The organism is Cryobacterium sp. 10S3 (genome assembly GCF_034344045.1).
In the GTDB taxonomy this organism is placed as follows: domain Bacteria; phylum Actinomycetota; class Actinomycetes; order Actinomycetales; family Microbacteriaceae; genus Cryobacterium; species Cryobacterium glucosi.
This window is the reverse complement of the sequence record NZ_CP133773.1, coordinates 1,148,873-1,171,376: the sequence shown is the minus strand read 5'-3', so window position 1 is coordinate 1,171,376 and position 22,504 is coordinate 1,148,873. Positions and strand designations below refer to the sequence as shown.

24 protein-coding genes and 1 tRNA gene are annotated in these 22,504 nt (G+C 68.2%); 8 read left to right on the top strand and 17 right to left on the bottom strand.

The features are described from left to right. Nucleotides 1–67 precede the first annotated feature (67 nt). Nucleotides 68–964, top strand: a complete 897-nt coding sequence (locus tag RHM57_RS05435; RefSeq protein ID WP_322136044.1) for a LysR family transcriptional regulator — start codon at nucleotides 68–70, stop codon at nucleotides 962–964. Here RHM57_RS05435 and RHM57_RS05430 read toward each other — a convergent pair. Both RHM57_RS05430 and RHM57_RS05425 read right to left on the bottom strand, forming a co-directional pair. Further along, on the bottom strand, nucleotides 933–1,787 hold the full coding sequence (locus tag RHM57_RS05430; protein ID WP_322141114.1) for an aldo/keto reductase: 855 nt from the start codon (nucleotides 1,785–1,787) through the stop codon (nucleotides 933–935). The two genes, RHM57_RS05435 and RHM57_RS05430, sit on opposite strands and share 32 nt — an antisense overlap. A 124-nt stretch (nucleotides 1,788–1,911) precedes the next feature. Further along, nucleotides 1,912–2,883 carry an aldo/keto reductase gene (locus RHM57_RS05425; RefSeq protein WP_134448851.1) on the bottom strand — a complete coding sequence of 324 codons (972 nt, stop codon included), beginning with the start codon at nucleotides 2,881–2,883 and terminating at the stop codon, nucleotides 1,912–1,914. Nucleotides 2,884–2,992: 109 nt separating this feature from the next. Here RHM57_RS05425 and RHM57_RS05420 point away from each other — a divergent pair, with 109 nt between their 5' ends. Further along, nucleotides 2,993–3,319, top strand: a complete 327-nt coding sequence (locus RHM57_RS05420) for a hypothetical protein (RefSeq protein ID WP_134448850.1) — start codon at nucleotides 2,993–2,995, stop codon at nucleotides 3,317–3,319. Between the two features lie 31 nt (nucleotides 3,320–3,350). On the opposite strand, the gene RHM57_RS05415 is transcribed toward RHM57_RS05420, so the two are convergent. From RHM57_RS05415 to RHM57_RS05395, 5 genes are all read right to left on the bottom strand, one after another. Further along, a complete protein-coding gene (locus RHM57_RS05415) occupies nucleotides 3,351–5,933 on the bottom strand; it encodes an ATP-dependent Clp protease ATP-binding subunit (protein ID WP_322189616.1) in 2,583 nt (860 codons plus the stop codon). A gap of 132 nt (nucleotides 5,934–6,065) precedes the next feature. Next, nucleotides 6,066–6,404 (bottom strand): hypothetical protein, encoded by a 339-nt coding sequence (locus tag RHM57_RS05410; RefSeq protein ID WP_322189615.1) that lies wholly within the window; start codon nucleotides 6,402–6,404, stop codon nucleotides 6,066–6,068. Between the two features lie 49 nt (nucleotides 6,405–6,453). Continuing rightward, nucleotides 6,454–7,197, bottom strand: a complete 744-nt coding sequence (locus RHM57_RS05405; RefSeq protein WP_134559994.1) for a maleylpyruvate isomerase family mycothiol-dependent enzyme — start codon at nucleotides 7,195–7,197, stop codon at nucleotides 6,454–6,456. 24 nt (nucleotides 7,198–7,221) lie between these two features. Beyond that, nucleotides 7,222–7,857, bottom strand: coding sequence for an FMN reductase (locus RHM57_RS05400; protein WP_134448846.1), 636 nt, complete (start codon nucleotides 7,855–7,857; stop codon nucleotides 7,222–7,224). Between the two features lie 2 nt (nucleotides 7,858–7,859). After that, complete coding sequence (locus RHM57_RS05395) at nucleotides 7,860–8,978, bottom strand: LLM class flavin-dependent oxidoreductase (protein ID WP_134448845.1); 1,119 nt, start codon at nucleotides 8,976–8,978, stop codon at nucleotides 7,860–7,862. 498 nt (nucleotides 8,979–9,476) lie between these two features. On the opposite strand from RHM57_RS05395, the gene RHM57_RS05390 reads away from it, so the two are divergent. After that, entirely contained in the window at nucleotides 9,477–9,734 is a 258-nt protein-coding gene (locus tag RHM57_RS05390; RefSeq protein WP_134448844.1) for a hypothetical protein, read from the top strand. Nucleotides 9,735–9,768: 34 nt separating this feature from the next. On the opposite strand, the gene aroD is transcribed toward RHM57_RS05390, so the two are convergent. Together aroD and RHM57_RS05380 are read right to left on the bottom strand one after the other, a co-directional pair. Beyond that, nucleotides 9,769–10,548, bottom strand: a complete 780-nt coding sequence (aroD, locus tag RHM57_RS05385; RefSeq protein ID WP_322140758.1) for a type I 3-dehydroquinate dehydratase — start codon at nucleotides 10,546–10,548, stop codon at nucleotides 9,769–9,771. After that, nucleotides 10,545–11,441, bottom strand: coding sequence for a shikimate dehydrogenase (locus RHM57_RS05380; RefSeq protein WP_322140757.1), 897 nt, complete (start codon nucleotides 11,439–11,441; stop codon nucleotides 10,545–10,547). Before RHM57_RS05380 ends, aroD begins: the two co-directional genes overlap by 4 nt. A 147-nt stretch (nucleotides 11,442–11,588) precedes the next feature. Here RHM57_RS05380 and RHM57_RS05375 point away from each other — a divergent pair, with 147 nt between their 5' ends. Beyond that, nucleotides 11,589–12,569, top strand: a complete 981-nt coding sequence (locus RHM57_RS05375; RefSeq protein WP_134448841.1) for a Gfo/Idh/MocA family protein — start codon at nucleotides 11,589–11,591, stop codon at nucleotides 12,567–12,569. Between the two features lie 44 nt (nucleotides 12,570–12,613). On the opposite strand, the gene RHM57_RS19560 is transcribed toward RHM57_RS05375, so the two are convergent. Together RHM57_RS19560 and RHM57_RS19555 are read right to left on the bottom strand one after the other, a co-directional pair. After that, nucleotides 12,614–13,000, bottom strand: a complete 387-nt coding sequence (locus RHM57_RS19560) for an oleate hydratase (RefSeq protein WP_347233219.1) — start codon at nucleotides 12,998–13,000, stop codon at nucleotides 12,614–12,616. Beyond that, nucleotides 12,955–13,269 carry an oleate hydratase gene (locus RHM57_RS19555; protein WP_347233218.1) on the bottom strand — a complete coding sequence of 105 codons (315 nt, stop codon included), beginning with the start codon at nucleotides 13,267–13,269 and terminating at the stop codon, nucleotides 12,955–12,957. Before RHM57_RS19555 ends, RHM57_RS19560 begins: the two co-directional genes overlap by 46 nt. On the opposite strand from RHM57_RS19555, the gene RHM57_RS05365 reads away from it, so the two are divergent. Continuing rightward, a complete protein-coding gene (locus RHM57_RS05365; RefSeq protein ID WP_322137415.1) occupies nucleotides 13,196–13,372 on the top strand; it encodes a hypothetical protein in 177 nt (58 codons plus the stop codon). The two genes, RHM57_RS19555 and RHM57_RS05365, sit on opposite strands and share 74 nt — an antisense overlap. Nucleotides 13,373–13,416: 44 nt before the next feature. Here RHM57_RS05365 and RHM57_RS05360 read toward each other — a convergent pair whose 3' ends face one another. The 6 genes from RHM57_RS05360 to RHM57_RS05335 form a co-directional block, all read right to left on the bottom strand. After that, nucleotides 13,417–13,938: a phosphohydrolase gene (locus RHM57_RS05360; protein WP_134448838.1), complete on the bottom strand. Its 522-nt coding sequence runs from the start codon at nucleotides 13,936–13,938 to the stop codon at nucleotides 13,417–13,419. Between the two features lie 148 nt (nucleotides 13,939–14,086). Beyond that, nucleotides 14,087–15,151 (bottom strand): LLM class flavin-dependent oxidoreductase, encoded by a 1,065-nt coding sequence (locus RHM57_RS05355; protein WP_322136052.1) that lies wholly within the window; start codon nucleotides 15,149–15,151, stop codon nucleotides 14,087–14,089. A 66-nt stretch (nucleotides 15,152–15,217) separates the two neighbouring features. Then, complete coding sequence (gene msuE, locus RHM57_RS05350) at nucleotides 15,218–15,856, bottom strand: FMN reductase (RefSeq protein ID WP_322140756.1); 639 nt, start codon at nucleotides 15,854–15,856, stop codon at nucleotides 15,218–15,220. 9 nt (nucleotides 15,857–15,865) lie between these two features. Further along, nucleotides 15,866–17,323 carry an NtaA/DmoA family FMN-dependent monooxygenase gene (locus RHM57_RS05345; RefSeq protein WP_134448835.1) on the bottom strand — a complete coding sequence of 486 codons (1,458 nt, stop codon included), beginning with the start codon at nucleotides 17,321–17,323 and terminating at the stop codon, nucleotides 15,866–15,868. Between the two features lie 133 nt (nucleotides 17,324–17,456). After that, nucleotides 17,457–17,530: transfer RNA gene (locus RHM57_RS05340), tRNA-Met, on the bottom strand. A 147-nt stretch (nucleotides 17,531–17,677) separates the two neighbouring features. Continuing rightward, on the bottom strand, nucleotides 17,678–19,813 hold the full coding sequence (locus RHM57_RS05335) for an FAD/NAD(P)-binding protein (protein ID WP_322136055.1): 2,136 nt from the start codon (nucleotides 19,811–19,813) through the stop codon (nucleotides 17,678–17,680). Between the two features lie 189 nt (nucleotides 19,814–20,002). On the opposite strand from RHM57_RS05335, the gene RHM57_RS05330 reads away from it, so the two are divergent. From RHM57_RS05330 to RHM57_RS05320, 3 genes are read left to right on the top strand one after another with little or no spacing between them, the layout of a single operon-like run. Continuing rightward, a complete protein-coding gene (locus RHM57_RS05330; RefSeq protein ID WP_322136056.1) occupies nucleotides 20,003–20,617 on the top strand; it encodes a GNAT family N-acetyltransferase in 615 nt (204 codons plus the stop codon). Nucleotides 20,618–20,621: 4 nt separating this feature from the next. Beyond that, nucleotides 20,622–21,674, top strand: coding sequence for an amino acid ABC transporter permease (locus tag RHM57_RS05325; protein WP_322136057.1), 1,053 nt, complete (start codon nucleotides 20,622–20,624; stop codon nucleotides 21,672–21,674). Then, nucleotides 21,671–22,480 carry an amino acid ABC transporter ATP-binding protein gene (locus tag RHM57_RS05320; protein WP_322136058.1) on the top strand — a complete coding sequence of 270 codons (810 nt, stop codon included), beginning with the start codon at nucleotides 21,671–21,673 and terminating at the stop codon, nucleotides 22,478–22,480. The genes RHM57_RS05325 and RHM57_RS05320 overlap by 4 nt, the downstream gene beginning before the upstream one ends. The last annotated feature ends 24 nt before the right edge of the window (nucleotides 22,481–22,504 follow it).

Below are 22,504 nucleotides of genomic sequence, written 5' to 3'. Positions count from 1 at the left end.
AAGACGAGGCGGTGGATCCAGTCCTCGCACCTGTGAATGGCCTCGCGTGAGGCACTAGCCTTGCTGAATGGAACTCCGCCAGCTCGAACATTTCGCGATCGTCGCCGAGGAACGCCACTTCACCCGGGCCGCCGAGATCCTGCAGATCTCACAATCCGGTCTGTCGGCATCCGTTCGGGCGCTCGAAAGCGAGCTCGGGACGTCACTCTTCATCCGCAGCACCCGCAGCGTCGAACTCTCGGTCGCCGGACAGGCCTTCCTGGTCGAGGCGTTGCGCACGCTCGCGAGCGCCACCGCGGCCCAGAACGCCGTTGCGGCTGTGCGCGGCCTCATGCTGGGGAGCCTGACCGTCGGCGCCGAGCCGTGCCTGGGCTCGGTGGACCTTCCGGGAGAGCTCGCCCGCTTCCGCATGACGCATCCAGGGGTCGACGTACGTCTCAGGCACGCCGGATCGCTCGAGCTCATCGAGGGCGTCGCGAACGGCCGCACGGACGTCGCCCTTGTCGTCTCGGTCGGCGACCAGACTCCCGGCGTCCGACTCAGTCCGCTCAGCACGCAGCGGCTCATCGTGCTCTGCCATCCCGATCACGCGTTCGCGGCCAGGGGCTCCGTCGACCTCGCATCCCTGCATGCCGAGTCACTCGTCGGGTTCCCCGCAGGCTGGGGCGCACACGTCCTCGCCCGCCGCGGTTTCGCTGCTGCCGGGTTCGATTACCGGGCCGCGCTCGAGGTCAACGACGTGCATCCGATGCTCGACCTCGTCGGTTACAACCTCGGTGTCGCGATCGTGCCGGAGAGTTTCGCAGCGAAGCGCCCTGACCTCTTGCGAGCCATTCAGATCGAGGATCCGATGCCGCCGTGGACGGCCGCGGTCGCCGTGGCGGACGAGCCCAGCCCGGCCGCCACGGCGTTCCTCACCCAGCTCGCGGGGATCAGCCCAGCAGCGCCAGTTCCTCAGTCGTGAGCGTGATGCCGGCAGCGTGAACCGAATCCCGGATGCTCTCCGGCCGCGAGGCGCCGGGGATTGGGATGACCACAGGGGACTTCGCGAGGTGCCAGGCCAGGCAGACGACCTGCGGGCTGACCCCTCGGTCTGCTGCTACCTGCTGGAACGGCGCGAAGCGTTCGCCGAGCCGGGACGCAGAGGAGATCCCACCGAGCGGGCTCCAGGGGATGAAGGCGATTCCGAGTTCGGTGCAGAGCTCGAGCTCCGGTTCGCTGCTGCGGAACGCAGGAGAGAACTGGTTCTGCACGCTCGCGAGGCGCCCGCCGAGCAGTTCGCGGGCGAGCCGGATCTGATCGACGTTCGCATTGGAGATGCCGGCGAGGCGGATCGTGCCGGCGTCGAGGAGCTCGACGAGCGCCCCGATGGAATCGGCGTACGGCACCGCCGGGTCCGGCCGGTGGAACTGATAGAGGCCGATCGCGTCGCCGCCGAGCCGCGCGAGTGAGGCCTCCGCGGCCTTCTTGAGGTGTTCAGGGCGGCCGTCGACATACCAGGTGCCGTCACCGGGGCGCAGGTGCCCGCCCTTCGTCGCGACGAGCAGGTCGCTGGTGTCCCCGCCCCACGACGCGATCGCTCCTGCGATGAGGGTTTCGTTGTGGCCGACCTCGTCGGCGTGCAGGTGGTACGCGTCCGCGGTGTCGAACAGGGTCACGCCCTCGTCGAGGGCCGCGTGGATCGTCGCGACGGACCTGGCCGCATCCGGTCGTCCTTCAATCGACATCGGCATTCCGCCGAGTCCGATCGCGCTCACGGTTCGGTCGGCGATCATTCGGGTTTGCATCATTCGGGTCGGCATGGCTTCCTTCGTTGAGCGGTTGACGGGGCTGGCGGTTCTGCAGTGTTCGTTGCGGGATTCGTTGCGGGATCTGTTGCGGGATCTGTTGCGGGACCTGTTGCGGGGTTGGTCACCAGGCATAGTCCTCAGGGGCCGGCTTGTGCCCGGGGAAGATCTCATCGAGACGGGCCAGAGCTGCGGCATCGAGGGTGACGTCGAGCGCCCGGAGACCGTCGTCGAGCTGGGCCTGGGTGCGCGGCCCGATGATCGGCGCCGTCACTCCCGGCTGGTGCAGGAGCCAGGCCAGGGCCACGTCTCCCGGCTCGTGCCCCAGGTCTGCGGCGAAGTCCTCGAAGGCCTGGATGGCCGGTCGGTGCGCGGCAAGCGTCTCGGCAGAGCGCCCTTCGAGGCGCCGTCTGCCGTCGCGCTCCTTGCCGAGCACTCCCCCGAGGAGGCCGCCCTGCAGCGGGGACCAGGCGATCACACCGAGCCCGTTCGCTCGCGCCGCCGGGAGCACTTCGAGCTCGAGGTCCCGGGTGAGGAGGTTGTAGATCGACTGCTCACTCACCAGGCCGGTGAAGTTGCGACGTCGCGCTTCCGCCTGGGCCGTGGCGATGTGCCAGCCGGCGAAGTTGCTGCTGCCCGCGTAGAGGATCTTTCCCTGGGCGACGGCCGTCTCCATGGCCTGCCAGATCTCGTCCCAGGGCGTCTCCCTGTCGATGTGGTGGAACTGGTAGATGTCGATGTAATCCGTCTGCAGTCGCCGGAGGCTCGCGTCGAGGGCCCGGCGGATGTTGAGGGCCGAGAGCCTGCCGTTGTTCGGCCAGTCCGAGGTCGTCCCGTAGAGCTTGGTGGCGAGCACGGTCCGCTCCCGGCGATCGCCGCCGCGCGCGAACCACCGGCCGACGAGGGACTCGGTGGCCCCGGGCCCGAGGTCGCCGCCATAGACGTTCGCCGTGTCGAAGTAGTTGATTCCCGAGGCGAGCGCCGAGTCCATGATGGAGTGCGCCTCCGGTTCCGGCGTGAGCGGCCCGAAGTTCATGGTGCCGAGGCACAGTCGGGAGACGGAAAGACCAGAGCGACCGAGGTGTGTGTATTCCATGACTTCAGCCTCCTCCAGGACCACTGATCTGTCCAACAGCCGTCATCGCTGTGATTGACCAGTTGGGGTTCTCAATCGCTTACCCGGAAAGCTGGGTACAGTTTCGAGCATGAAACTCACCGATATCGACCCGCCCGGTCGCAGTTTTTCGCGCTGGCTCACCGAGGAGGAGATCGGACGCGTGCTCGCGAGCGATCGCGGCTGGCGACTCGCCGAGGACGGCAGTGTCGTGGCCGGAAAACTCCGGAAGGCCCGGATCGCCGACTCCCTCGGGGACCTCGGTCGCGCCGCCATCGCCAACCGGTGGACCGCGCGGGCCGCGGCCCCCGGAAGCGACGGCAGCGGCCCGACGCACATCATGTGGGGTGTGTTCAATGCCCGCTCCGACACGGAGATCGCCGCGGAGATCGCCGCCGGGATCGCCGCCAGGGGCTGAACCAGCCTGGCGGCGACTCCGCAGCGACTCCTTACGCGGCCAGGGGCAGCGGCTGCGCCGGCGCGGATGCCGCGGCCGCGACGACGAGTGCGCCGTCAGCAACCGAGACTTCGACTCCGGTACTCGCCAGCAGGTCAGAGCCGACGAGGAGGTCGGCGATCTTGTCGTCGAGTTCCCGCTGGATCACGCGGCGGAGCGGCCGGGCACCGTACTCGGGTTCGTAGCCCCGCGTGGCGATCCAGTCGATCGCGTCCTCGCTCACGGTCAGGGCGAAGCCCTGGGCGGCGAGCCGGGTGCGCGTCCCGGCGAGCAGCATCCGCACGATGTCGTGCAGTTGCGGCGCGTCGAGCTTGCGGAACAGCACGATCTCGTCGAGCCGGTTCAGGAACTCCGGACGCATCGCCTCGCGGAGCTTGCCCATCACCCGGTCGCGGAGCGCTTTCTCCGAGCCGAAGCCGTTGTCGGCCCCGCCATCGATCTGGGCGGTGAAGCCGAGGGCGCCGCTCCGGCTGGCGAGGAATTCGGAGCCGAGGTTGGAGGTCATGATGATGACCGTGTTCCGGAAGTCGACGGTGCGACCCTGGCCGTCGGTCAGGCGGCCGTCGTCGAGCACCTGCAACAGCAGGTTGAACACGTCGGGGTGGGCCTTCTCGATCTCGTCGAGCAGGATCACCGAGTACGGGTTCCTGCGCACGCGCTCGGTCAGCTGCCCGGCCTCGTCGTAGCCGACGTAGCCGGGAGGGGACCCGACGAGCCGGCTCACGGTGTGCCGTTCGCCGAACTCGCTCATGTCGAAGCGCACCATCGCGTGCTCGTCGCCGAACAACGATTCAGCGAGGGCCTTGGCGAGCTCTGTCTTACCGACGCCCGTCGGCCCGAGGAACAGGAAGCTGCCGACGGGTCGGCCGGCATCGTTCATGCCCGTGCGATTGCGGCGCACCGCCTTGGCGATGAGCGTGACGGCGTCGTCCTGTCCGACGACGCGTTCGTGCAGCTCGGCCTCGAGCAGGCCGAGGCGGGAACGGTCGTCCGCGGTGAGCCGGGCGACGGGTATGCCCGTCGCGCGGGCAATGACGCGGGCGATCTCGGCCTCGCCGACGACGGCCTCTGCTGCAACGGCCTGGGCGGGGTCTTCCTGGAGCTGCAGCTGTGCCTGGACCGTCTCGATCTCGTCCCGGAGCCGGGAGGCCTCCTCGTACTGTTCGGTGAGGACGGCGGCGCTCTTCGCCTCCTCGAGTGTCACCACGCGCGCACGCAGGGCCTCGAGGGCCTCACGGTCGGGCAGGGAGCCGAGGGTCAGGCGCAGCCGGGCACCGGCCTGGTCGATCAGGTCGATGGCCTTGTCGGGCAGGAACCGGTCGGACACGTAGCGTGCGGAAAGCTCGACGGCGGCACGCAGCGCCTCGTCGGTGTAGCGCACGCCGTGGTGCTCTTCGTAGCGGCCGCGCAGCCCCGCGAGGATGCTCACCGCGTCGTCGATGCTCGGCTCGCCGACCCGCACGGTCTGGAAACGGCGTTCGAGGGCCGGGTCCTTCTCGACCTTGCGGTACTCCTTGAGCGTCGTCGCGCCGATCACGTGCAGCTCACCGCGAGCCAGCCGCGGCTTGAGGATGTTTCCGGCGTCCATGCCGCCGTCGCCGGATCCGCCGGCGCCGACGACCGTGTGCAGCTCGTCGATGAAGATCACGAGCTCGCCGCTGTGCGCGGTGATCTCGTCCATGGTCTTACCGAGGCGTTCCTCGAAGTCGCCGCGGTACCGGGTCCCGGCGACCATCGCCGCGAGGTCGAGTGCCACGACGCGCTTGCCGCGCAGTTGCTCCGGCACGGTTCCCGCCACGATGGCCTGCGCGAGCCCTTCGACGACGGCGGTCTTGCCGACGCCGGCCTCGCCGATCAGAACCGGGTTGTTCTTGGTGCGCCGGGAGAGGATCTCGATCGTCTGTTCGATCTCGTCGGCACGGCCGATCACCGGGTCGAGTTTCCCGTCGCGGGCCCGGGCCGTGAGGTCGGTGCCGTAGGTGTCGAGCATCGGCGTTTCCGAAGCGGATGCCGGGGCAGGGTCCTGGCCCGTCGCATCCGCCTGCGGCTCGCGTGCACCGGCCTGCAGGGATTCCTGGGTGACGCCGGCCGCAGCGAGGACCTGGCCGGCCGGGGAGTCCTCGTTCACCACGAAGGCGAAGAAGAGATGTTCGGGGTCGATGTAGGTCGACCCGAAGGCGCGCGCGATCTGGTGCGCGTCGAGGAGGGCGCGCTGGGCGGAGGGGGTGAGTCCCGGCGTCGCGTCTCCGGTCGGGGCGGAGCGCTCCGGCAGGCGCTGCTCGGCGGCCAGGGCGAGGGCCGCGGGGTCTGTGCCGGTATTCCGGATCGCCTGGGCGGCCGGTTCGCGCAGGACGAGGACCCGGAGAATGTGCAGGACGTCGACGTGGGAGTGCCCGTGCTCGACCGCGTACTGGGCGGCCTCGGCGAGCACCTCGTGGGTGCGGCGGCTGAGCAGCCGGGTGATGTCGATCGGGCGCCCTGTGGGTGCAGCACCCTGCTGGCCCTGCAGGTAGCGGGCGATGAACTCGTCGAACGAACCGTTACCGGAATCCGCGGGACCGAAGAATGTAGGCACGAGACCTCCTGATCTTGAAACTTGAGTGCTATTGACTCAACTCAACGTCAGGCCGTGGGTTTCATTCCCGCCTCATGCTGGGAAACCCCCGGTTACGCGGTCGGCGAACGGAGTGCGAACAGGCCCAGAGGTTCAGGCCCCGAGGATGCCGCGCGCCACGACGACGACGACGGTCACGGCCGCGACGCCCAGCGCGATCAGGACCAGGCCCCGGCCGTGCACGCCGGCGGGCATGACCCGGAGCGCGCGCATCGAGTATGCGAGCCCGACGAGGACAGCGATGACTCCCCAGAACGGGAGCACGAGAGCGAGGACGAATCCGGCGAGGGTGATCCAGAATCCGAGCGAGCGCCCGGGTGTCTTCGTCCAGTCGGCACGCGGCGCGCCGAGGGCGATCAGTCGGTTGTCCTGCATGTTCGCGCGCGGATCGTCCACTGTCAGCCCCCGTTGCTTCGAGTACCAGTCTGCCACGCGGCGGGATCGTTCAGCGCGATCGTTCAGCAGGATCGTTCAGCTGGGCTCAGAGCCACCGAGGCGGGTCGGCCGGAGTCCCGGCGCTCGAACCCACGCCGGAACCGCCACGCCCGGTCGCCCACTGGACGAGGCCAGCGAGGCTGCCGGACACGACGATGGGATGCGCGGAATGGAGGTCGCCGAACCTGCGCTCGTCGTGGGAATCAGTGACGGAGAGCACGAGGTCTCCCCCGTCACCCCGGGTCGCCCAGGCCGAGGTGATCTCGGTGAGCAGGCGATCGAGCACCTCGACCGGCACGTCGGCGAAGGATGCGCCGGTCGCGAGGTCGATCGTGTGCACCCAGAGTTCCTGGTTGCGCATCCACACGGTCTCGGACACGGCAATCTCCCGGCCGCTCGGGGTCCGGACCGGGTGGCTCCACGTCTCGGGGGTGAGCCGGCGCCACGCGGCGTCGAGCTGGATGGTCGCGACGTCGAAGAGGGTCCGCAGGGCGTCGCGGTCGAGCTCGGCCCCGGCGGCGATGTCGCTGTCGCGAGCCGCGTTCGAGACGTACATCGGCGTTTCGACGTCGGTGCGCGCCCAGGTCACGAGTCGTACGATGCCCCTCGCGTTATATGCGACATGGGCGATCACGTGACGGCGGCTCCAGCCGGGCAACAGCGAGTCGCCGTCGAGGTCGACGTTCGACAACCCGTTGAGCTCGTGCGCGAAGAACGCGGTCGCGCGACGAGCGAGCAGGAGTTGCGCGAGCAGCTCGGGATCAGCGGGGAGAGCGGTAGGTGCGGGCATTCCCCCATTCTCGCAGGGAACCGGTCAGATCGAGGGCTGGAATCCGCCCGTCGGACTGAAGGACGCGTCGATCGTGAACGGGTCGCGCACGGAATTCGAGCGATCGGATGCCGCGATGAGAGCCGCGAGTTCCCCGGCCGCCCTGTCGATGCGGTCGGGCAGCGTCTTGACCGTGTCCGCGCCGCTTCCCCAGTCCTCCGATGCGGCGAACACCGCGGTGGTGGCGACGACCGCGTGCAGGTAGGTGAACATCGGGCGGATGGCGTAGTCAAGGGCCAGGGAATGGCGTGCGGTGCCCGCCGTCGCCGCGATGACCGTCGGCATGTCGGTCAGCGACCGGTTGTCGATGACGTCGAAGAACGACTTGAAGAGGCCGCTCGCGCTGGTCGTGAAGATCGGGGTGACGGCGATGAGCCCGTCCGCGCCGGTCACGGCTTCGATCACCGCATCGAGCTTCGGGCTCGGGAACCCGGTGAGCATGTTGTTCATCACGTCGAGGGCGACGTCGCGCAGTTCGAAGATCCTGACCTCGGCGGGGATGCCTTTCTCGGCCAGGCGGGAGGAGGTCGCCTCCGCAAGACGGTCGGCGAGCATCCTCGTCGAGGACGGCTGGCTGAGTCCTGCGGTGACGACGGCGATGGTACGGGTGCGTTCCGTCATGGCTAGGCCACCTCGACCGGAGCGCCGACGGATGCGCCGACGGGAGCCGCGGCCGCCGCAGCAACGAGCGACGCGTGGGTGGGGGCATCCGGAACCGTTGCCGGACGGTTCTTCGCGAACTCGCGGCGCAGCACGGGCACAACCTCTTCACCGAGCAGATCGAGCTGTTCGAGAACGGTCTTGAGCGGCAGTCCGGCGTGGTCCATCAGGAACAGCTGGCGCTGGTAGTCGCCCACGTAGTCCCGGAAGCCGAGAGTGCGGTCGATGACTTCCTGCGGGCTGCCGACGGTGAGCGGCGTCTGCGAGGTGAATTCCTCGAGGCTCGGGCCGTGGCCGTAGACGGGCGCGTTGTCGAAGTACGGGCGGAACTCCTTCACGGCGTCCTGCGAGTTCTTGCGCATGAAGACCTGGCCGCCGAGTCCGACGATCGCCTGCTCGGCGGTGCCGTGGCCGTAGTGCTCGAAGCGCTGGCGATAGAACCCGACCATTTTCGCGGTGTGCGAGGCCGGCCAGAAGATGTGGTTGGCGAAGAAGCCGTCGCCGTAGAATGCGGCCTGCTCCGCGATCTCCGGGGTGCGGATGCTGCCGTGCCAGACGAACGGCGCGACGCCGTCCAGGGGGCGGGGCGTCGACTGGAAGCCCTGCAGCGGGGTGCGGAACTGGCCCTCCCAGTCCACGAATTCCTCGGTCCAGAGCCGGCGCAGGAGCGCGTAGTTCTCGAGCGCGAGGGGAATGCCCTGGCGGATGTCCTGGCCGAACCACGGGTAGACCGGGCCGGTGTTGCCGCGGCCGAGGGTCAGGTCCACCCGGCCGTCGGCGACGTGCTGGAGCATCGCGAAGTCTTCGGCGATCTTGACCGGGTCACTCGTCGTGATCAGGGTCGTCGCCGTGGAGAGGATGATGCGCTCGGTCTTGGCCGCGATGTAGCCGAGCATCGTGGTCGGGCTCGAGGGCACGAAGGGCGGATTGTGGTGCTCACCGGTTGCAAACACGTCGAGTCCGACTTCTTCGACCTTCTGGGCGATCGTCAGGATCGCCTTGATGCGCTCCTGCTCGGTCGGGGTACGGCCGGTGGTCGGGTCGGTTGTCAGGTCCCCGACCGAAAAGATTCCGAACTGCATGGTCAGCCTCTCTGAGTGTTTACTGCATTTTCTCGGGCAGTATTTTCAATGCATTTGCATGGATATCGTACCCAACCTCGATCGGGGGTTTCCTATTCCCGCACGACAGAGACCTCGCCTGAGACACGGTGATACTCAGAAATATCTCATGGATCGCCGATATCCGGCCGTTGACATCTCGGAGTGAATCACATAACGTTCCTCCAAAGCTCCTCCGCCCGATGAAGTGCTTCAGGATCCCCGTCGGCCGTTCGGTAACCCGCCGTACTGCCGCACCCGAGAAACCGCTTCATCACGGAAGGACCACTGATGCGGGAACGACTCCAGGCTTCGCCTCACGTCGGTTCGCGACATCATCCGTTGCGCCACCCATCGGCCCACACCACGCGCTGAGAGCGCTCACCAGGAACGCCCGGCACCACTGCCGGTTGTCCCCGGTTCGCTCGCCGCCGCAGCAGTTCCCCCACACTCACCCCAGAGAAAGAATTGGGTATCCCCATGAACCACGAATCCTCCGACCTGCCGCAGAAGTCCGAACACGCGGAGAACTACGAGCACACCGAGCACACCGAGCGCACCGAGCGCACCGAGAACGTCGCGTACACCGAGAGCCTGAAGCACGCCGACGAACCCGAGCACGGCCAGACCCTGGCACCGTCGGAGGTGGGCAGCATGTTTTCCGAGTACCGGCGTCGCCAGCTGAACATCTTCCGCGAACGCGAATCGACCCTCGAGCTCGACGACACCGCGATCTAGCACACAGCGATCTGGCGGGGCTCAGCAGGCCCGGTCACCGGGCTCCGTGCACCAGGTCCAGGACGGCCCGCAACTCGCTGGCCTCGATCTGGCCCGGGGCGCTCGAGGCTCCGACGGAACCGAAGGTGACACAGGAACCGAAGGTCTCCCCGGCCAGCCTCGACACCACGCCGAGTCCCCCCATGGACATCGCGATCACCGGGCGCCGGGCCTGCTCGGCGACGAACTCGGCGGTCGCGTCCATCAGGGTGAGGACATCGCGCGGGCTCGACGGCATCACCGCGAGCTTGAGCACATCCGCCCCGAGTGCCTGCTGCTCCGCGAAGCGTGCGAGAATCTCGGCCCGCGGCGGCGTGGACTCGAAGTCGTGCGAGGACATCACGACGAGGACGCCCGCCTCGTGGGCCGCGCTCACGATGCGGAGCAGGCACGACCGCTCGGTGAAGAGTTCGACGTCGACCGCATCGACCCCGGCGGCGATCGCCAGCCCGAGCAGGTCGGCGTAGGCCTCCGGGAGGATGTCCCGCTGCCCGCCTTCCCGTTTCGTGCGGAAGGTGAAGATCACCGGGACGCCCTCCGGAAGGGCAGCACGCACGACGGCGATCGCTTCCCGGACGGCCGCTGGGATATCCGATTCGGAGAAGAAGTCGATCCGGAGTTCGACGAGGTCATAGTCCCCGGCGATGAGTCCGGAGGCGGCCGCCGCGAGTTCGGCGATCGTCGCCCCGACCAACGGAACGCAGATCTGCGGCCTGCCCTCGCCGAGCACGATCGAGCGCATCCGCACAGAGGACCGTGCCGTCGCGCCGGTCATGAGGCCTCTCCCCCTGCCGGGGAGTGCGCGGGCGCAAGGCCGACGGCCGACCGCATGGCAGCGCGGATGCCCGCCTCACCGTGCAGGGGTTGGTCCTGTTTCCCGCCGGTGAAGATGCGCACCTGGCTGATCGCCTGCTCGACGAGCATGTCGAGCCCGCTGAAGACGACGCCGCCTGCGGCACCCCAACCCTCGGCGATCGGGCTCGGCCACGGGTCGTACGCCACGTCGAAGAGGATGGAACCGGCGTCAAGGGGCCGGAGGTCGAGGCCGTCCGCAACCCCGCCCGGCAGCGTGCTGATGACGAAGGAGAGCGGGCCGGCCGCGTCCAGCTCGTCGAGCCGCCGAACCCGCACGGGGACCCCGAGCTGGTCGCCGAGGGCCGACAGGTCGGTGGCCCTGGCGGGATCCCGCAGGTAGACCGTGATCTCCCCCGCGCCGAGCGCGTGAGCCGCGTAAAGTGCCGAGGCTGCCGTCGCACCACCGCCGAGGATCGCGGCAGAGGAGGGTCGAGCAGAGTCCAGCGTCGAAACCGTACGGACGATGCCGTCGACGTCGGTGTTGAAGCCGTGCAACCGGCGCGTGCCATTGTCGGCCGTGAACAGCACGGTGTTCGCGACGCCGAGGTCGTCGACGAGCGACGAGGTCGTGTCGAGCAGCGGGACGACCTCGCGTTTGAGCGGCATGGTGAGGCTGAGCCCGAGCCAGCTGTCGTCGAGGGAGACGAGCCACGAGGCCAGCTCGCCCGAGCGGACCTCGGCCCGGGAATAGTCGAACGGGAGACCGAGCAGGGTGTACGCCGTCGTGTGCAGCAGGGGCGAGCGCGAATGACCGATGGGAGACCCCAGTACCGCGAGGCGGCGGCGGCCGGCCGGGGAAACGGGTTCAGACACGAGCCCCTCCGATTCGATTCTTCGACAGATCCAGCGATAGCGGCACGTGAGATGCGGCAGGCCGCTGCTCAATGGTAGTGTCCCGAATATGTCACTACACGCAACAAATAGTCGCCGCAATGTCGCGGCCCGTGGGTCGGTGCGCTGATGCTCAGGATCGGAATCCTCGGTGCCGCCGGCATCGCGCCGTCCGCGATCATCCGCCCCGCCCGGCGACGAACCGATGTCGTGATCGCCGCGGTCGCCTCGCGCCGGGCATCCGCTGCCGCCGCCTATGCGCAGGAACACGGCATCGACCGCTCATACGGCGACTACCGCGCACTCCTTGCGGACCCGGAGATCGACCTCGTCTATGTCGCGCTGCCGCCCTCGGAGCACGCCGAGTGGTCGATTGCAGCGCTCGAGGCCGGCAAGGACGTGCTCTGCGAAAAGCCCTTCGCGATGAACGCCGCCCAGGCCGGGCTGATGCGCCAGGCGGCCGCCGAGACGGGGCAGCGTCTCATCGAGGCGTTCCACGACCGCTACCACCCGCTCAGCCTCGAGCTCGACGCCATTGTCGCGTCCGGCCGGCTCGGCGACGTCGTGTCCCTGCGCGGCGAATTCTCCGGCAGCAACCCCTTCGACCCGACGTCGATCCGGCACATCCCGGCCCTCGGCGGTGGTTCGTTGATGGACCTCGGGTGTTACCCGCTGCACTGGGTGCGGGCCCTCACCGGCGAGGAACCCCTCGTCACGAGCGCCGTAGCCACCCTGAACCCGCTGGGGGCCGACATGAGCATGGATGCCGCACTGGTGTTCCCCTCCGGCGTCACCGCCCGGGTCTCCTCGAGCATGATCGCGGGCACTCCCCTCGACACCTCGTTCGACATCGTCGGGACAGAGGGCACCGTGCACGTGGACAACATGGTTTTCCCGTCCCGCGGCCACAGCATCCGCGAAGTCAGCCGGGGAATCGAACGCTGGCTCACCGTTCGCGGCAACGAGACCTACGATCACCAGCTCGATGCGGTCGTGCGCGGCCTTGCGAGCGGCGAGCCGCTCCTCACCGAGGGGGACGATTCCGTCGGCAACATGGCGGCCATCGATGCCATCTACGCCGCGGCGGGGATCGAACGCGCCGTCGGGTAGCGGTGCGGCGGGCTCTCGCGGACACAGGACGCGGGGGAAGCGGGTTACCGGAACGCCGCTGCGAGCGCGTGCAGGTCGACCTTCGGGTCCAGTAACCCGTGATAGATCGGCGGGATGGGCTTCTCGACGTCGAAGAGCGTATAGACCGCCTGCATGGCGCCGTGCACGGAGTACTCGACCGTGAAGACGACGTCCTCGGGTAGTGGGGTGAACTGGCCGAGGAAGGCGAAGTTCTCCGCGCCGTCCGGGAGCACCTTCGGCCGGTCCTCCGGCACGCGCCGGCTAAAGAGGGCTGACGCATACGGCATCATGACCGTTGTCACGTCGGTCGACGCGAGCACCTCGTCGAGGATGTCCTCGAAGCCGAGCTGGTGCACGAGCTCCGTCAGGATCTCTTCGCCCGTCGCCTCGGACATCTTCTTGTCAGTGATCGAACCGATTGTGATGAAGGTGTTGTCGTCGAGGTCGAGAGCGGATGTCCCCTCGGCGTTCTCGAGGTGAAGCCGGGTCGCCCGGCGTGGTTCCAGAGCCGCGGCGAAGTCGACGTCGGCACGACCATCGAATCGTATTGGTTGTACGTGGTCCGGCTGACGCCGGACAGGAGGTGGATCCGGTCGAATTCCTGGATGAAGCGCTTGAAGTACCGACGCAGTTCGGCGGCGGAGTGCCAGTTCTGGAAGGCGAACGTCGTGCGCCACATCTGCCAGAAGTTGGTCGCGAAGAAGTGCTCGCCGAAAAGCTCATCGATTCTCGGTGGCGTGCGCCATGGTGCACTCCTCACGGTCGGGGCGACACCCCCGTAGTGAGGAGTATGCCCTAAAACTGAGCGTACTCCGTTATTCGGCGATCACGGCGTTGCGAACGGAGTGCGGATCGCGTCGAGGGTTGTCCCGAGTCCGCGCGCGGCGGCAGCACCCGCGATTTCCCGGCGCCGACGGGTGAACGGGTCAAGTCGGGCGAGCCGCCCCGGATCGGTGAGGTCTCCGACGCAGGCGAGCTTCACGGCGAGGGCGATCGGGTCGGCGAGCAGGAACCGGAACGAGATCTCGTCCGTTTCCTCGAAGCCGTGCCCAAGCGCAGTGACGGCCATCAGCAGCCGGTTGGGTACGAAGCCGCGCAGTCCGGCCAGGCCGGGGCCGGACGACGCGCAGGTGTCGTGCAGCAGGGCGACGACTTTCTCGTCCTCGCGTGCCAGTGCGGCCATCACACGAAGCGGATGCTCGATGGCCGCCTCCCCTGCCTCGTCGCGTTTCCCCGCGCAGGCCGTCCTGGCGAAGCGGAGAGCATCAGCAAGGAGCAGCGACGAATGACTGTCGTCTCCCTGCCGCTGCCCGCGCTGTGAAAAGTGGGTGAGGCTGAGTGTGTTCATGGCGCTGTCCTTGCTGAGCTCGCGAACCGAGGGATTCGCGCGCACGTCGCTGTGCGTCCTTTCACGCTACGGGCTGTCAGTTCCGGCAAAAGGGGGTTGACAGTGCCACCCGGATCTGTATGGGCGGCCGGGTATTCGCGGATGGGGCCTAACGGCGCGGCGTCCAGCCGAGGGCGGGGGCGATGCGTTCGGCCACGGCCGTGAGAATGCGGTGCAACCCCGCCGGCGGATGGTCGAAGGGAAGGGCGATCACGAGCTCGTCGGAACCACGGAAGGCGACGTCGGCGAGGAGGGCCTCGATGATGTCGTCCGGATCGCCGGAAGGCACCTTGCCGAACTGGAACGGCAGGGCGGCTCCGGGAGTGCCGTGGGCGCGCTGCCGCTCCTCGTCGCGCTCGATCAGCCAGGCGAATTCGTCAGCGTCGTCCCTGCCGAGGATCGGCAGCACCTGACGTCCGACGAGTGCGTAGGACGGTCGCTCGGTGACAGCGGCATGGGCGGCACGGTACGCGGTGATCGACTCGAGCTGGGCTTCCTCGAAGGAAAGCTCGCTCGGTTCCGTGTTGAGGGTCGAGAGCTGCAGGCGGAGGCCCTGCTGGCCGGTGCGCACTGCGCTCGGGGTCGCGCCTGCGCCGTAATAGAGGCGGTCGGAGAGGGTCGGGCTCAGCGGCTGGGCAGTGAGTGGCGTGCCGGCAGGGAAGGCGGGAAAGCTCGCGTCGGCGATGGCGAGGGTGTCGCCGCGGAGTGCCGAACGGAAGGAGGCGAGCCGGGCATCCGCCTCTTCTCGGAGCGAGCCGGTGATGGCACCGTAGACGGGGCCGAAGATGCCTTCTGACTGGGCGTAGCCGGAGCTCAAGCCGACCTCGAGGCGTCCATCGGTGAGGAGGTCGGCGGTGGCCGCCTCCTCGGCGAGTCGCACCGGGTTCTCGAACCGCAACGGGGTCACGGAGGTGCCGAGCCTGATGCCCTCGGTGTGCTGGGCGACGACCGAGAGGAAGGTGAGCGGCGAGGAGAGGTACTTCTCGAGGTGCCGGTGTCGCACCCAGCCGGTGTCGAAACCGAGTTCGTCGGCGTGCCGAAACAGGTCGATTCCGTCCTGCAGGCCCTGCGACGTGGCGCCGGCGACACCGCCGTGTTCGACGAACGCGAGGAAGCCGAGACGGAACGGGGACGGCGTGGGCGCTGATGCTGGAACTGAGGCTGGGGAGGTCATGTCCGGCAATCTAGCGTCCGGCAACACGGTGAGGGAATCGGGCAGGTCATGAAAGGTAAAGCGGCGTCACAGAGCCGCTTCGAGGCTCTCCCGCCTGCTGCGAATCAAGGGCAGGGCGCGTGTGACCGCGAGATCGATGCGCTCCTGCAGGTCGAGGCTCGAGACCCGGTAGTTGGTGAAGTCGGAATCCTTCGCGTAGACGCCGATCGGGAGGGTGAGCGCCTGGAAGAATCCGAACAGCGGGCGGAGCTGGTGCTCGATGATCAGGGCGTGGCGGTCGCTCCCCCCGGTGGCCGCGAGCAGCACCGGCTTGTCGACGAGGGCGTACTGGTCGACGAAGTCGAAGAGGTGCTTGAACAGTCCGGTGAACGACGCCCGGTAGACCGGGCTCGCCACGATGAGCAGGTCGGCGCCCTCGATCCGGTCGAGTTCGGCCTCGATCGTTGCGGGCAGCTGGTCGCGTCGCAACGCGCCGGCGAACTGCTCGCCGATCTCGTGCACGCCGATGAGATGCGCGGCGATAGGGAGTTCCCGGCCGACGGAGGCGAGGATTTCCTTGAGGAGAACCGTCGTCTTCGAGGGCGCGTGCAGGCTGCCGGACACGGCGACGACGCGGAGGGGCCTGGCCGGCGTCTCGGTCGGCGTCTCGGTCGGCGTCTCGGTCGGCGTCTCGGTCGGCGTCTCGGTCACGTGTGATTCGGTCATGGTTGTCCTTCAGTCGGTGCGGGTGGTGGGGGCGGTCGCGGCGGCGAGCGCCGGCAATGGCGCGGTCGGCAGTGGAGAACCGAGGTGACCGCGGAGAGTGGTGGCCTCGTACTCGTCCCTGATGAGCCCGCGACTGCGGAGTTCGGGCACGACGAGACGGGCGAAGGTCTCGAACTGTTCGTGCAGGAAGGCGTTCAGTACGTTGAAGCCGTCGACCGCACTCGCCCGGAACCAGGTTTCGAGGTGGTCGGCGATATCGGCGGGCGACCCGACCACGATCGGGGACCTGATCAGGTGGGCGACGAGGAGGTGCCGATAGGTGACCGGCCGCTTGCCGCCGATCGTGCGACCGGAGCGGCGGGTGACCACGTCGACGAGACGGGCGCCCGCCGCGGTGAAACGGCTCGCGGTGCCGGGGGTGACGGCCTCGTCGAAGCGTCTCTCGACGAGCGGAAGCCCGATGACCTGGCGCAGGTGCCGGATGTTCCGGTTGGCGGGCAGGTCGAGGTCCGCCGCTTCCGGGGTGCCGTCGTCGACAGGGAACAGGTCCACGAGCCGGTCGTAGACGGCCCAGGCATCCGCTCGCGTCTCGCCGACGATCGGAAGGACGAGGGCGACGATGGTCAGGGCGGATGCCGCACGGCCGGCCGCCTCGACCCTGGCCTTGGTGTCGTGATAGAACTCGGCGGCGTCGCCCAGGCTCGTCGGTGCGACCACGTAGATGTCGGCTTGCTCGGCCGCGAACTGCTGGGCGCGACGCGAGGTGCCGGCGTGGACGAGCGGGACATGGCCTTGGACGGGTCGTTGCACATTGAGGGGACCGGCCACCGCGAAGGCCGGTCCGACGTGCTCAAGGGGCGTGACCCTGGACCGGTCGATGATGGCGGCGCTCGCGACGTTCCTGGTGAAGGCGTTCTCGCCCCAGGTGTCCCAGAGGCCGCGGAGCACGGTGACGTATTCGTCTGCGACGTCGAAGCGGTCGAGGTGGGTGCGGGCTCCGGGCGGCCCGAAATTCGCCTCGACCTTGGCATCGGATCCGACGGTGAGGTTCAGCCCGAAGCGCCCTCCGCTGAGCCGGTCGATCGACGCAGCGGCCCTGGCCGTCGCGTATGGCTCGGAGTGGGCGGTCTCCACTGTTCCGACCAGACCGATCCGTCGCGTGATCGCCGCGAGGTAAGCCGCTGTGCTCATCGAGTCGACGCGGGAGAGCAGGTGCGGGTCCGAGAACTCGAGCTCCGGATCCGTCGCGAGCCAGTCACCGAGGAACAGGTAGTCGAAGCCGGCCTTCTCCGCGGCGAGCGCGAGGCGCTTGAGCGCGCGGGGATCGGTCGAAGGGTCGTTGTGCGCACCGGGATACCTCCAACCGGACGGGAAGGACCCCAGGGTGCGCACCATCGCACCGAGCACGAGGTGGCCGTCGCGCTCCGACCAGTCGGCGTCGAACGCCGGGGAGGTGTGATTCGTCATGGGTCGACGCTAGGCCGGGTCGATTCGGGCCGGGGTCCTGGCCGACACATCCCGTCGCGGACGGAAACATGTCGTAAAGAATGCGTGATCGCTGGCATTATCGCGCGCCAGTGCCTAGCGTCGACGGGTCGTGACGCGACGGCAGGATTCGAACCTGCGATTACCGGAATATGAAACCGGTCCCTTCGTCCTCTCGGGCACGCCGCGGTGCAATTCAGGTGGTGAGCTCGTCCTTTCTGTCGAAGGGGGCGACGCCGTCATCAACGAGACGCAGGACATAGGGCGACGAGGTCGCAAGCAGAGTCTCATCGGCCGGCACCGGGCAACTCGCCAGGAACGCCCACAGCGCCCGGATCATCGGGTGCTCGCGGCCAGGTCGGCCGGCAGCCGAGTGCGCCCCGGGTCGCCCACGAGGCTGTCGAGGTGGACCAGGAGCGCCCTGGCGACCTTGTCGTTCTCGCGAAAGGAGATCGCATTCGTGCGCGGGCGGGAGAAGGCGCCGACGAACGGCGAGTTCGTGTACGGCCCGATGGCGAATCGTCGCGGGTGGTGGTCTCCGTCCGGCGTCAGGACCCGGGTGTCGGCCTGGCGCACCGCGAGACGTCCCGTGCTCCCGGTGAAGCCGGCATCCGTCGCCTGCTCCTCGACACCGGCGCCGGAGTCGAGGAGCGACCTGAGCAGCGGGTTGTCGCTCGCGGAGACCACGGTGTCGGGAAGTCGCGCGTCGACGAGTGCGGTCGCCGTGACGACCCGGTCGAGGTTCGCGCTTCCGGCCCGGAACAGGCCCGTCACCTCGTCGGTCTCGACCCAGAGGTCGCCACCGAGGAATTCGACGATGCCGGCTTCGGAGAGCGCGAGGAGTTCCTCGAGCCGGTGGCCAGGTGGACCGCTCGCGATGAAACTGAAGTAGCCGAGCCACCAGCCGTGGATGTCACGCACCCGTGACTGCGCGCTCCATTTCGGTGAATCGATGATGTCCGAAAGCGCGAAGAGGCTCCGGAGCAGGGCGATGAACAGGGCGAAGGTCGCGCTGTGCTCCGGCGTGGTGCGGAGGGTGAGATCGCGGCGGATATAGTCGCGCAGGGCATCCTGGAGCTCGGCGACCGACTCGAACCGAAGGCCGTCGAGGGGACGGTCGAAGTCGGGCAGGAACAGCCGGTCGATCGGGTCGGTGACGGTTGACTCGACGAGGGCGCGGAAGCGTGCCGCATCCTGCTCGATGAGGAACGTGTCGGCACCCCACTCGGTGAGCGGATGACTCGCCGCACGTTCCCCTGACCGTTCCGGCCGTGCGGCGGCGACCGGCAGCGCCCTCGGGTCGATCGCGTCGAAACGGTCGGAGAAGTCCGCCCAGGACGCGGACACCCGCTCGGGGTGTCCGGTGAAAAGCTCCCGGTAGTATCCCCAGACCATTTCCTGCGCTATCAGTGGCCAGACATCGCTCGTGAAGTCGAGGCTCGAGCTGTCCCTGTCGAGGGCCGCGGCAACGTCGGGCGTGAAGAACCGGGGAACCGGTGGCTCCCCGACGATGGTCGAGCTGATCTTGGAGTGGTACGGCACTCCCCTGCGCGACCCGATCAGTACCCGGGGTTCGAGCCCGGACGGCGCGTAGTGCAGCCGCCCATCGGGCAGCCGGGTGAAGCGGCCGCCCCTGCCCTCGGTCAGGAGCACGGTGAGGTCCACCGCGGCCAGGCCGAAGCCGCGCACGATGACCCGCTCGCCTGGCTCGAGCGCGCTCGTGTCGGCATCCGCCGTGAAGGCGGGCGGCAGGTAGTAGCGGTCATGACGGCGGGCGAATTCGGTGAGGGCCGCGTGCTCTGGGGACGGGTCGGCACCGTTGTGACCGAGGGAGTAGAGCACGAGATCGACGTTCAGGGTGACCCCGGTCGAGAGGACCACGATCTGGCCGGCGGCGTCGTCGATGTCGTCGACCCGGATGGCGGTGGCCCGGTGGGACTCGACGGTCACGTTCGGCCCCAGTGCGGCGGCGGCCTCCTCATGGAACCAGGCGAGATAGAGGCTCTGCAGGCGACGGGTCGGGAAGCTCGCCCCGGTGAGGCCGGCGATCTCGGCGGCGAGGACCGCATCGATCTCGCCGGCACCGTCCTTTCCGGCACCGTCCTTTCCGGCACCGTCGATCGCGGGGATCTCGATCGTTCCGGCCCTGACGCCGGCGGCCCACTCGATCAGGGATGGTCCGGGCAGAATCGGGCCCTCGATGACCGACGTCTCGTCGGTGAACATCGTGACGTCCTCGGCGAGGGAATTCAGTTTGAGCAGCGGGGATTGGTCGTGCCGCCAGATCCGGCCGGCTCCGGGTGGGAACGGGTCGATCACGTGCACGACCAGGGGCCGGTCCCTCCCCCACGTTTCGTCGAGGTTTGCCGCGAGGCGTTCGAGCACGCCGGATCCGCGGGGCCCGCCGCCGATGATCGCGATGGCCGGGGCGCGGTCGGGTCCCGTGGGGTCAGTGCCTCTGGAGTCGCTCATGACACAAGAGTCGTCTCGACGGCGACAAATCCCGCCCAATGTGTCGCGCCGTGACGAGGTGACGAATTGTGAAGCGGATGCGTTGGCGCCGCTTCGGAGACCCCCTTAGGTTTCAACTCCAGCGGGGTCGTCCCGCTTCCTGGCTCCCCATCGCTTCCCACCGCCACCCACGAGAAAGGAAGGCACCCCGTGAGCATCGAATTTGCCGGCACCACCACCACGCGAGACACCTTCGTCTACGTCGCCGCCGACGACCCGCTCGCCCAGCCGCTGCTGACGGACCTCGCCGCGGAGTACCACTCCCGGTACGGCTCATACTTCGGCGAGAGTGCTTCCACCGAGATCTCCCGGTACCCGGTCGACGCCTTCGCGGCGCCCGACGGAGCCTTCGTCGTGCTGGTGCGCGACGGCATCCCGATCGCCGGTGGCGCGTTCAAACGGTTCGACGAGCGCACCGCAGAGCTCAAGCGCATCTGGACCGCCGCGACCCATCGGCGTCAGGGCCTGGCCCGGCTCGTCGTCGCCGAACTCGAAGCCGAGTCCGCCAGGCGCGGCTACGACCGGGTGTTCCTGACGACAGGCCCCCGCCAGCCCGAAGCGAAGAACCTCTACCTCGTCACCGGCTACACGCCGCTCTTCGACACCGCGCTCACCCCCGATGAGGTGGTCATCCACGCCTTCGCGAAGAGCCTCGACGCCCAGGAACTCGACGTTGCCGGCATCACGGCGGCGCACCATGCAGCCATCCGGCGCGAACACGCTGACAACCCGCGCTTCGTCGCACTGATCCCCGAAAGCGACTGAGACCATGACGGACACCGTGAAGGAACACCGGTCGGCGGCGCCGACCGAGGACTCGTCCGCTTCTCGCCGAGACGTGAACCAGGTCGTGAACCGGAAGTCGCCCGATTTCGCCGCCCTCAAGGTCGTGCACACCCGCCACGTTGTGCGCTGGATCTTCGGCGCCCTCGTGCTCTTCGTCGTGCTGCAGTTCCTCTGGAGCCTCGCCACGAACGACAAATACGGCTGGCCGATCTTCGCGACCTACTTCTTCGCACCGGCGATTATCAAGGGCATCCAGCTGACACTCGCCCTCACGGTCGTCTCCGGGACGATCGGGTTCGTCCTCGGCACACTGCTCGCCCTCGCCCGGCTGTCGAAGTCGCCGATCCTGAACAGCGTGTCCTGGTCGTTCATCTGGTTCTTCCGCTCGGTTCCGCTGCTCGTCCAGTTGCTCGTCTGGTACAACCTCGGCTACCTGTACCCGCGCCTCGGGCTCGGCGTCCCGTTCACCGACAACTACTTCTGGAGCTTCGACACCGTGACCCTGGTCAGCCAGTTCGCTGCCGCGGTGCTCGGACTCTCGCTCAACCAGGCGGCGTACTCCGCCGAGATCATCCGCGGCGGCATCCTCTCGGTCGACCAGGGCCAGCTGGAAGCCGCTGCCGCCCTCGGACTCCCCCGGCACGTACGGGTGTTGCGGATCATCCTGCCGCAGGCCGCCCGGGCGATTCTCCCGAACGCCTTCAACGAGATCATCGGCCTGATCAAGGGCACCTCGATCGTGTCGGTCATCGCCCTCGGCGAACTCTTCTACGTAACCCAGGTGATCTACAACCGCAACCAGCAGGTGATCCCGCTGCTGCTGGTCTCGGTGGTCTGGTACATCATCTTCACCACCGTGCTGAGCGTCGCCCAGTTCTATGTGGAGCGCCACTTCGCCAGAGGTGCCCTCAGAGTGGTTCCGCCGACGCCCATCCAGGCGGCACGCGGCTGGGTGAAGACCCAATGGGCGCGGCACGACGAGAAACCCGAAACACCCGAAGCACCCACCACCCGGATCGGCGGAAACGGATCATGAGCATCGCAGTAACCCAGGCCTCCGGCACGCTGACCGCACCGGCGACCCGCGGCCTCGTCGAAATTCGCGGCGTCTCCAAGAGCTACGCCGGCCACGAAGTCCTGCACGACGTGAACCTGACCGTGCAGCCCGGGGAGGTCGTCGCGATCCTCGGGCCGTCGGGGTCCGGCAAGTCCACCCTGCTCCGCACAATCAACCACCTCGAGAGCGTCGACAGGGGCTGGGTCACCGTGGACGGCGAGCTCATCGGGTACGAGCAGCGCGGTGACCGGCTCTTCGAGCTGAAGGAACGCGAGATCCTGAAGCGGCGCACCAACGTTGGCGTCGTCTTCCAGAATTTCAACCTCTTCCCGCACCTCACGGCCGCAGAGAACATCGCCGTCGCTCCCGTCGCTCTCGGGCGCCTGGGCAAGTCGGATGCCCGCGAACTCGCCCTCGGACTCCTCGCGAAGGTGGGCCTCGCCGACAAGCCGGACGCCTATCCCCGCCAACTCTCCGGCGGCCAGCAGCAGCGCGTCGCGATAGCGCGGGCCCTGGCCCTGCAGCCCAAGGTGCTGCTCTTCGACGAACCGACATCGGCGCTCGATCCCGAGCTCGTCGGAGAGGTCCTGGACGTGATCCGAGACCTGGCCAAACTCGGCACGACGCTCATCATCGTGACCCACGAGATCGGATTCGCCCGCGAGGTCGCCGACCGGATCGTGTTCATCGACGCCGGGCACGTCCTCGAAGTCGGTCCCCCCGAGCAGGTCTTCGGTTCGCCGAAGCACCCGCGCACCAAAGAATTCCTGGGTCGCGTGCTCTAAACGCGTTCCGGGCCAATCAGCCAC

Bases quoted from the DNA above. Each gene is read 5' to 3' on its own strand.
- RHM57_RS05435 (WP_322136044.1), top strand. From the start codon at position 68: ATGGAACTCCGCCAGCTCGAACATTTCGCGATCGTCGCCGAGGAACGC.
- RHM57_RS05430 (WP_322141114.1), bottom strand. From the start codon at position 1,787: ATGCAAACCCGAATGATCGCCGACCGAACCGTGAGCGCGATCGGACTC.
- RHM57_RS05425 (WP_134448851.1), bottom strand. From the start codon at position 2,883: ATGGAATACACACACCTCGGTCGCTCTGGTCTTTCCGTCTCCCGACTG.
- RHM57_RS05420 (WP_134448850.1), top strand. From the start codon at position 2,993: ATGAAACTCACCGATATCGACCCGCCCGGTCGCAGTTTTTCGCGCTGG.
- RHM57_RS05405 (WP_134559994.1), bottom strand. From the start codon at position 7,197: ATGCCCGCACCTACCGCTCTCCCCGCTGATCCCGAGCTGCTCGCGCAA.
- RHM57_RS05400 (WP_134448846.1), bottom strand. From the start codon at position 7,857: ATGACGGAACGCACCCGTACCATCGCCGTCGTCACCGCAGGACTCAGC.
- RHM57_RS05395 (WP_134448845.1), bottom strand. From the start codon at position 8,978: ATGCAGTTCGGAATCTTTTCGGTCGGGGACCTGACAACCGACCCGACC.
- RHM57_RS05390 (WP_134448844.1), top strand. From the start codon at position 9,477: ATGAACCACGAATCCTCCGACCTGCCGCAGAAGTCCGAACACGCGGAG.
- aroD (WP_322140758.1), bottom strand. From the start codon at position 10,548: ATGACCGGCGCGACGGCACGGTCCTCTGTGCGGATGCGCTCGATCGTG.
- RHM57_RS05375 (WP_134448841.1), top strand. From the start codon at position 11,589: ATGCTCAGGATCGGAATCCTCGGTGCCGCCGGCATCGCGCCGTCCGCG.
- RHM57_RS05365 (WP_322137415.1), top strand. From the start codon at position 13,196: ATGAAGCGCTTGAAGTACCGACGCAGTTCGGCGGCGGAGTGCCAGTTC.
- RHM57_RS19555 (WP_347233218.1), bottom strand. From the start codon at position 13,269: ATGTGGCGCACGACGTTCGCCTTCCAGAACTGGCACTCCGCCGCCGAA.
- RHM57_RS05360 (WP_134448838.1), bottom strand. From the start codon at position 13,938: ATGAACACACTCAGCCTCACCCACTTTTCACAGCGCGGGCAGCGGCAG.
- RHM57_RS05355 (WP_322136052.1), bottom strand. From the start codon at position 15,151: ATGACCTCCCCAGCCTCAGTTCCAGCATCAGCGCCCACGCCGTCCCCG.
- msuE (WP_322140756.1), bottom strand. From the start codon at position 15,856: ATGACCGAATCACACGTGACCGAGACGCCGACCGAGACGCCGACCGAG.
- RHM57_RS05345 (WP_134448835.1), bottom strand. From the start codon at position 17,323: ATGACGAATCACACCTCCCCGGCGTTCGACGCCGACTGGTCGGAGCGC.
- RHM57_RS05335 (WP_322136055.1), bottom strand. From the start codon at position 19,813: ATGAGCGACTCCAGAGGCACTGACCCCACGGGACCCGACCGCGCCCCG.
- RHM57_RS05325 (WP_322136057.1), top strand. From the start codon at position 20,622: ATGACGGACACCGTGAAGGAACACCGGTCGGCGGCGCCGACCGAGGAC.
- RHM57_RS05320 (WP_322136058.1), top strand. From the start codon at position 21,671: ATGAGCATCGCAGTAACCCAGGCCTCCGGCACGCTGACCGCACCGGCG.